Raw genomic sequence first — 8,146 nt, 5'->3', positions numbered from 1 at the left:
GCCGCATCTTTCCTTCCTGGCCGCGCAGACCACGCTTCCGGTCGTGCGGCCGTTGCTTGGGTTCGACAAGTCGGAGATCGTGGACTTGGCCCGCCGCATCGGCACGTTCGAGACGAGCGCGGGGCCCGAGGTGTGCGACGTGCTGGGCCCCAAGCACCCGCTCGTCGAGGGACGGCCCGAGCTTCTTGCGCAGGAGCTCTCGGCCGTGGGCATGGATTCGCTTGTCGAGCGGGCGCTTGCCCGCGTCCGGGAGGCCTCCCTGCCGCCCGAGACGGCGAGGCCTTCAAATACACCGTCCGCGTAAGCGGTCCCTCGTGCAGGACGAGCGGTTCCTCCTCCAACCGTGCCGGACGAGCGCGGCGTACGAGGCGTTCCCGAAACGGCGGACGCGCGTCGACCTCGCGCTTGCAGAGCGCAAGCTTCGCGCGGCGGGGATCGAGGTCCTCCACAACGCAAGCGTCCTCCTCCTCGTGCGCGGGGCGTGCGAGGCAAGCGTGTTCGAGAACGGGAAGGTCCTTCTCAAGACGACCGACCGCGCGATCGCGCAGTCGGAGGCGTCGCGGATCCTTGGCGTGCTCGAGGCGATGGCCTAGCGGCCCTCATTCGAGGAACACGTCGGAGAGGCCGGCGTGCCGCTGGAGGAGGGTCTTTGCAAGCTGGATGTTGCGCCCGCCGCGGCCGATCGCCTTGCCCTTGTCGCGGGGGTCGACGGCCACGCGCACGATCTCGCTTCCGTCCTTGCGCTTCTCGAAGCCCACCTTCGTGAGCTCGAACCGGTGGAAGATGTTGCGCACGAACGCCTCGCGGTCGGCCGCGAAGCCGTAGACCTCCAGGTCCTTCCTGAGGAGCTCGCGCAGCTTGAGCACGTTGGCCGCGCCTTTGCCAAGGGCCTTCCCGAGATCCCCTTCCTCGACGACAAAGACGAGGCGGTCGCCGTCCTCGAAGCAGTCGCGCACGCGGGCGCGCGTGAAGTTCTCGAACGCGGCGATGTTCCGCAGCGAATCGCCGTCGAGCTTGATTTCGACGATGGGATTCACTTCACTTGGGAACGCGCGCGAGGGCCAGCACGTCGCTCTCGCCGGCCTCGACGACCGAGAGGCTCGCGACGGAATACGGCTTGCCGCAGGCGGGGCCAAGCTCGGAGTTGGGGCCTCCGAACTCGTACACGGCGACGTTCTTGGTGCGCGCGGCGGTCTTGATGCGCTCGGCGGCGTCCTTGGGGATGTTGGCGGCCAGCACGACGAGCTTGGCCTTCCCGCTGGCGACGGCTTGCTCGGTCTCCTTGATGCCCATGCGCACGTCGCCCGTCTGGGCGGCGGTGCGGAGGGCGCGGTTCACGTCCATCTATCGGACCTCCTTGGGTTTCTCGGTGGTTTCCTTGGGCGTCTCCGTCGTCGGCTCGGCCGGGGGCGCCTCCGGCGACGGGGCCGGCGGCGCGGCGCCGGGGCCCGCCCCGGGCAGGGGCGGCGGCTCGAGCTTGGGCATCACGTCCTCGGGCCGCACGACGCGCGCGCCCTCGAACGCCTTGGGCTTCATGACAAGCTGCACGGCGCCGGTTCCAAGCGCAACGGGCTGGCCCACGATGATGTTCTCGGCCACGCCCTCCAGCGGATCGACCTCGCCGACGAGGCCGGCCTCCAGGAGGTGCGCGACGGTGATCTCGAAGGCCGCGCGCGCGAGCACGGACGATTTCTCGCCGCTGATGCCGTGGCGTCCGATGGCGCGGATGTTGCCGTCGACGGTCATGAGGTCGGCGACGAGCATGAGGTGGCGCATGTCCACCGTGAGGCCCTGCTCGGAGAGCGTCTTGTGGGCCTCGCGCATGATGGCCACGCGGGCGGCCTCGATGCCCAGCACCTCGTAGATCTCGCGGAAGTTGTTCGTGGTCGTGCGGGAGGTGTCCACGCCGGCGATCTGCATGACCTTCGCGAGGTTGCTCCCCTCGGTGTAGATCACGTAGCCCTCGTAGTCCTCCTTCTGCTCCTTGCGGACGACGACGCGCTTGATGTCCGCGATGCCCTTGATCTGCGTCTTCTTCGCGTCGGCCGCGATCGACTGCAGGAGCTTGTACGACGACTCGGCAGGCTTGAGCACGATGGCGCCGCCGTCGCCGCGCTCGACGGTCGTGTGCTTCACCTTCGTGAGGCGATCGGCGACGTCTTCCACGGTGACGTTCTTGCGGGCGAGCTTGCGCTCGTCGCAGCGGATGACGACCTGCAGCGTGCCAAGGTCGATGTCGAGATCGGCAAGATCGATGAGGTGCGTGGACTCCATCTCGCTTGCGACCGCCTGCGCCTTCGCGGGCTCGCCGCGGGTCTCCTCGTCGAGGTAGACCTCCATCATGGGCGTCGAGGGGATGCGCCGCGCGTCCACCACCTCGATGAGGCGGGGCAAGCCGAGGGTCACGTTGATCTCGGCCACGCCGGCGTAGTGGAACGTGCGCATCGTCATCTGCGTTCCGGGCTCGCCGATCGACTGGGCGGCGAGGATGCCCGCCGCCTCCGTGGGGTCGATGACGTTGGCGGAGTACTGTTTGTGCACGAGCTCCACGATCTGCTTGATCTTGGGGTCGCCGATCTTGTGGCCGTCGAGCTTGCCGGCGATCTCGAGGAGGATCGACTCGGGCAGGTAGCCGCCGATCCGCTCGAGCGCGGCGCGCACCTTCTTCTCGGTGGCGCTCATGGCGCGGGGCTTCTCCTCCGCGCTTGCCACGAACTCGAGCTCCTCGGAGGCGCGGCGCTCGGCCACGATGGGTTGGTACTCGCCGACCTCCTGCTTCAGGACCTCCGCGAGGGGCTCGCCGATGGCCTCGATCTGGGCGAGGTCCTCGACGCTCATGCGCTGGATGTCGTGGATGGACTTCAAGCCGGCCTCGACGATCGCCGCGGCCTTGGCCTTGCTCACGCCGGGGAGCTCCATGAACTCCTCGATCGTCTCCTCGGGATCGTAGACGGCTTCCTTGAGGTCCTCGGCGACCTCCTCGTCCACGCCGTCGATCGAGAGGAGCTCCGGGATGGAGACCTTGCGCAGGTCCTTGCGCGTCCGCACGCCGGCTCGGTGGAGGTTGGCGGCCACGCTCTCGTCGACCACGTCGAGGTCGAGGATCTCCTTGAGCTCGGTCGCGTCGACCTCGGGCGCGGCGGCGGCCGCGGCCTTGCCCTTCTTGCCCTTGGGCGGCGAGGGCGCCTCCGGCTCGGCCTCGGCGGCCGCGGGCTTCTTCCCGTCCTTCTTCCCCGCCTCCTTCTTGGGCTTGGCGGGCTCCTTCTTCGCTTCCTTCTTCGGCGCCTTCTTCTCCGCCATGCTCACTCGCCTCCGTAGTCCGTGTCGGCGCCTTCCTCTTCGGTGATCTCGTCGAGCATGGAGCGCGTGAGCTCGACGTCCTCGCGATCGTAGGTGGACTTGCCGCGCGTGGTGCGCTCGGGTCCAAGGTCAAGGCCAAGGACCTCCTGGATCGCCTCGTTCACGTTGACGGCCTTGCCGCGCAGCGAGCGCGTGGGGTCGACCCCGTCCTCGCCGTAGCGGAACTGGATGATCGTGCCCGCGGTGTTGCGGACGGTGCCGTCGTACTCGACCTTCAGGTCCTCGAGGGCGTTGATGAGGCGGCGCTGCATGTAGCCGCTTCGGCTCGTGCGGACGGCCGTGTCGACGAGGCCTTCGCGGCCGCCCATCGAGTGGAAGAAGTACTCGAGGGGCGTGAGGCCCGTCTTGTAGGACGACTGCACGAAGCCCTTGGCGTCGGCGCCAAGGTCGCCCCGCCGGAAGTGGGGGAGCGTGCGGTTCTGGTAGCCGCGCGAGATGCGCTCGCCGCGGACGGCCTGCTGCCCGACGCAGCCGGCCATCTGGGAGAGGTTGAGCATGCTGCCGCGGGCGCCCGACTTCGCCATGATGACGGCGCTGTTGTCAAGGCCCAGGTGCTTGCCCGCGATCTTGCCGGCCTGGTCGCGCGCCTTGCCGAGGACCTGCATGATCTGGAGCTCGAGGGTCTCCTCCAGGGAGCGGCCCGGCAGCTGCTCGAGCGCGCCCTCGTTGTAGGCTCGCACGAGGTCGTCGACCTTGCGGCGGGCCTCCGCGAGCATCGAGGCGATCTGGTCCTGGGCCTCCTGCGGGATGTCCTCGTCGTCGATCGAGGTGGAGAATCCCTTCACCATGATGCCGGCGATGCAAAGGCGCGTGGCGCGGTCGATGAACTCGCGCGCCGACGCGTGGCCGTAGTTGCGGATGACCTTGTTCAGGATCTCGCCCTTGAAGGCGCCGATGGCCTTCTCGTCGATGGGGCCGTGGATGACCAAGCCCTTCTCGACGACCGTCATGCCCGCGTACTCGCACCGGTCCTGCGGCACGCCGCACTCGGCGCACGTGTCGCCTTCGCGAAGCTCGGGGTAGAACTTCATCGAGAGGTCCTCGGGCAGCACGTGGCTGAAGATCTGCTTGCCCGTCCAGTAGGAGATCCCGCCGACGGTCTTCGCCGGCGCGAACCGCAGCTTCTTCACGCCGATGCGCGAGAGGACGTAGAGCGCCTGGCTCTTGTCGAAGAGGACCTCGCGGAAGGTCATGAGGAACGCGCCCGTGATCTCGTCGTGGATGGCGCCGATGATGGGGCCGCCAAAGCGCGGCGAGAGGATGTGCTCCTGGACGCGCATCAGGATGCGCGCCTCGGCGCGGGCCTCCTCGCCCTGGATCACGTGCATGTTCATCTCGTCGCCGTCGAAGTCCGCGTTGTAGGGCGGGCAGACGGAGAGGTTGACGCGGAACGTGCGGTGGGGCATGACGCGCACCTCGTGCGCCATCATGCTCATGCGGTGCAGCGAGGGCTGCCGGTTGAACAGCACGATGTCGCCGTCCATGAGGTGCCGCTCGACCACGAAGTCGGGCTCGAGGCGCTTGGCGACCTCTTCCGCGTTCTGCGCCGTGACCTTGATGCGGCGGCCGTCGCTTCGGACCACGTAGTTCACGCCGGGGTGCTGCTCGGGGCCGCGCAGGACAAACGCGCGGGCCTCCTCGATGTTGTAGGGCGTGACTCGAAGCGGCACGGTGAGCTCCTTGGCCGCCTCGACCGGGACGCCCACCTCGTTGATCGAGATGTTGGGGTCGGGCGAGACGACCGTGCGCGCGCTGAAGTTCACGCGCTTTCCGGAGAGGTTGGACCGGAAGCGGCCTTCCTTGCCCTTCAAGCGCTGCGAGAGCGTCTTCAGCGGCCGGCCCGAGCGGTGGCGAGCGGGCGGGATGCCGCTTGTCTGGTTGTCCATGTACGTGGTGATGTGGTACTGGAGAAGTTCCCAGAGGTCCTCGACGATGAGTTGCGGCGCGCCCGCGTCGCGGTTCTCCTGGAGGCGCTGGTTGATGCGCAGCACGTCGACCATCTTGTGCGTGAGGTCGTCTTCGGACCGCTCGCCCGACTCGAGCGTGATCGAGGGGCGCATGGTGACGGGCGGCACGGGGAGCACCGTGAGCACCATCCACTCGGGCCGTGCGGCCTTCGTGTTGATGCCCAGAAGCTCGCAGTCCTCGTCCGGGATCTTCTCGAGCCATTCGCGCACGTCGACGGGCGTGAGCTTGTGGCCCTCCTCCCGGAAGGTCGTGGGCTTTTCGAAGTCGATCTTCTTCTGCGGCTCGCCGCAGTTCGGACACGCAGGAACGGCGGGCTTGCTCGCCTGCTTCACGAGCGTCTTGATGAGGTCGGTCGTGTCCTCGCCGGCCTCCTGGGCCCGCTTCATCTCCGCGTGCGCCTTGTCGAGCGTCTCGCGGGGAAGGAGCATGCGGCCGCACGCGCGGCAGGTGGCGCGCAGGATGTTCTTGATGATCTTCGTGTAGCCGACGTGGATCACCGGCATGGCAAGGTCGATGTGGCCGAAGTGGCCGGGGCAGTCCCCGACCGTGCGGCCGCACGTCTTGCACCGGAGGCCCGGCTCGATGACGCCAAGGCGCGGGTCCATGAGCCCCATGTCGATGGGGAACCCGTCGTCGTCGTACGTGTCGGCCGTGATGATCTTCGTGGCCGAGAGCGTGCGGATCTCCTGGGGGGAGAGCATGGCAAAGGCGATCGCGCCGATCTTCTTCGGGGTCGTCGTAATGAGTTCAGGCACGTTGCATCCCTCCTAGATGAGATCCTCCAGCTGGATCCGCGGCGCGACGATCAACGACTTGAGCTCGTCCAAGAGGAGCTTGAAGGCGTAGCTCATCTCGACCGGGTAGATGTCCGCGTCCTCGCCGCAGGTGGGGCAGCGCATGAAGCCGCGCCGGTCCTGCATGGCGATGTGGCCGCAGCGGGCGCAGGCGAGCTCCGTGACGCGGTCGCTCTCGTCGAGGAGGCGGTCCTTGATGACCATGGCCGCGCCGTGCCCGATGAGGCAGTCGCGCTCCATCTCGCCGAACCGGAGCCCTCCGTCGCGGGCGCGCCCCTCGGTGGGCTGGCGCGTGAGGATCTGGACGGGGCCGCGCGACCGCGCGTGCATCTTGCCCGAGACCATGTGGTGGAGCTTCTGGTAGTAGATGACGCCCGTGAAGATCTCCGCCTCGATGCGCTCTCCCGTCTGCGCGTCGTACATGACCTCCTTGCCGGTGTGCAGGAAACCGTGCTCGGAGAGGCCGGCGCGGAGCTTTTCCTCCGGCTCGCCGGAGAAGGGCGTGCCGTCGATGACGCGGCCCTCCATGCCGCCGACCTTGCCGCCGATCATCTCGAGCACGTGGGCGACGGTCATGCGGCTCGGGATCGCGTGCGGGTTGATGACGAGGTCCGGCACCACGCCGTCGGCCGTGAAGGGCATGGCCTCCTGAGAGACGATGAGGCCCACGACGCCCTTCTGCCCGTGGCGCGAGGCGAACTTGTCGCCAAGCTCGGGGATGCGCTCGTCGCGCACCTTGACCTTGACGAGGCGGGAGCCGTTTGAGGACTCCGTGAACATGACGCTGTCCACGACGCCCGTCACCGTGCGCCACGGCGAGACGGGCGTCGTGGCGCACGGTGACGGAGGTCTCGCGCCGCTTCTGCGGCGTGAGGAAGTCGGAGGGCTCCTCGAGGAAACGCGGCGGGCTCGTCTTGCCGATGAGCACGTCGCCGGAGCCCACGGGGCACTCGGGCGAGATGAGGCCGTCCTCGCCGAGGTTGCTGTAGGCCTCGGCGGTGCGGGCGCCCTTCACGTCGGGCGAGGGGATCTCGAAGTGGTCCTCCTGGCCTCCGGGGTACCGGCGCTCCTCCGCGACGTACGTGCGGAAGAACGACGAGCGGCCAAGGCCGCGGTCGATGGAGGAGCGGTTCATGATGAGCGCATCCTCCATGTTGTAGCCGTGGTACGAGATGACGGCGATCACGAAGTTCTGGCCGCTGGGGCGGCGGTTGAAGTGCACGTACTTCATGCCCTGCGTCGTCGCGACGGAGACCTGCGGGTAGTGCATAAGGTGGCCGCGCGTCTCCTGGCGGATGCGGTAGTTGCTCTGGCCAAAGCCCAGCGACTGCTTGCCCATGCCCGCGCCCATCGTGATGCGCGGGGACGAGTTGTGCTCGGGGTAGGGCACGATCGAGGAGGCGATGCCCAGGATGACCATGGGGTCGATCTCGATGTGCGAGTAGAGCTTGCCCTTCTCGGGGTGGCGCAGGTCCTCGGGGACAAGCGCGATGAAGAGGTTCTCCTCCTCCTCGGCGTCGATGTACTCGACCACGCCCTCGCGCACGAGGTCGCTCCAGGTGGTCTTGCCCTCGCGAAGGAGCCGGATGTGGTCCTCGGTGATGGCCGGGCGGCCGTCGCGGACGACCACGAGCGGGCGGCGGGCGCGGCCCGCGTCGCAGTTGATGAACACGTCGCCCGTGTTCTCGTCGAGGCGGATGTTGACCTCCGTCGACAGCAGGCCCTGGCGGCGCCGCGTGCGGAGCTTCTCGACGAGGTCCTTCGGGTTGCGGTGCAGGCCGGCAAGGTCGCCGTTCACGTACACCTTCGCGCCTTCCGTGATCTCCTCAGGCACGCGGGGCCACCCCCTGGCCGGGCGCGGGAGCGCGCCCGTGGATCTCGGCCACGCCAAGGTCGCGGACGACCTGCTTGACCTCGTGGTCCTCGTACCCTTCGGAGATCTCCGTCATGAGCGCCATGTTCTTCACGAGTCCGCAGTTCGGGCCTTCCGGCGTTTCGTTCGGGCACAGCCGGCCCCATTGGGT

At 68.1% G+C, this 8,146-nt stretch carries 7 protein-coding genes and 1 pseudogene; 2 read left to right on the top strand and 6 right to left on the bottom strand.

All coding sequences use genetic code 11. The features are described 5' to 3' along the window. The coding region (locus VM681_05715) for a hypothetical protein (protein HVL87484.1) at nt 1-304 on the top strand (304 nt) is incomplete at its 5' end. Nucleotides 305-314: 10 nt separating this feature from the next. Further along, nucleotides 315-593 (top strand): hypothetical protein, encoded by a 279-nt coding sequence (locus VM681_05710; GenBank protein HVL87483.1) that lies wholly within the window; start codon nt 315-317, stop codon nt 591-593. 6 nt (nt 594-599) lie between these two features. Here the strand turns inward: VM681_05710 and VM681_05705 are convergent, their stop codons facing one another. From VM681_05705 to VM681_05680, 6 genes and pseudogenes are all read right to left on the bottom strand, one after another. After that, nucleotides 600-1,037 (bottom strand): NusA-like transcription termination signal-binding factor, encoded by a 438-nt coding sequence (locus tag VM681_05705; GenBank protein HVL87482.1) that lies wholly within the window; start codon nt 1,035-1,037, stop codon nt 600-602. Nucleotide 1,038: 1 nt separating this feature from the next. Further along, on the bottom strand, nt 1,039-1,344 hold the full coding sequence (locus VM681_05700) for a 50S ribosomal protein L30e (protein HVL87481.1): 306 nt from the start codon (nt 1,342-1,344) through the stop codon (nt 1,039-1,041). Continuing rightward, nucleotides 1,345-3,300 carry a DNA-directed RNA polymerase subunit A'' gene (rpoA2, locus tag VM681_05695; protein HVL87480.1) on the bottom strand — a complete coding sequence of 652 codons (1,956 nt, stop codon included), beginning with the start codon at nt 3,298-3,300 and terminating at the stop codon, nt 1,345-1,347. It abuts the gene before it with no gap. A gap of 2 nt (nt 3,301-3,302) precedes the next feature. Next, entirely contained in the window at nt 3,303-6,083 is a 2,781-nt protein-coding gene (locus tag VM681_05690; protein ID HVL87479.1) for a DNA-directed RNA polymerase subunit A', read from the bottom strand. Between the two features lie 12 nt (nt 6,084-6,095). After that, nucleotides 6,096-7,944 (bottom strand): annotated as a pseudogene (gene rpoB, locus VM681_05685) (DNA-directed RNA polymerase subunit B). Between the two features lie 4 nt (nt 7,945-7,948). Next, nucleotides 7,949-8,146: hypothetical protein (locus VM681_05680; GenBank protein HVL87478.1), on the bottom strand; the 198-nt coding region annotated here is incomplete at its 5' end.

The organism is Candidatus Thermoplasmatota archaeon, from assembly GCA_035541015.1.
Classification (GTDB): domain Archaea; phylum Thermoplasmatota; class SW-10-69-26; order JACQPN01; family JAIVGT01; genus DATLFM01.
Note: the sequence above shows the minus strand (reverse complement) of the source record. Positions and strands in the feature narration are given on the sequence as shown.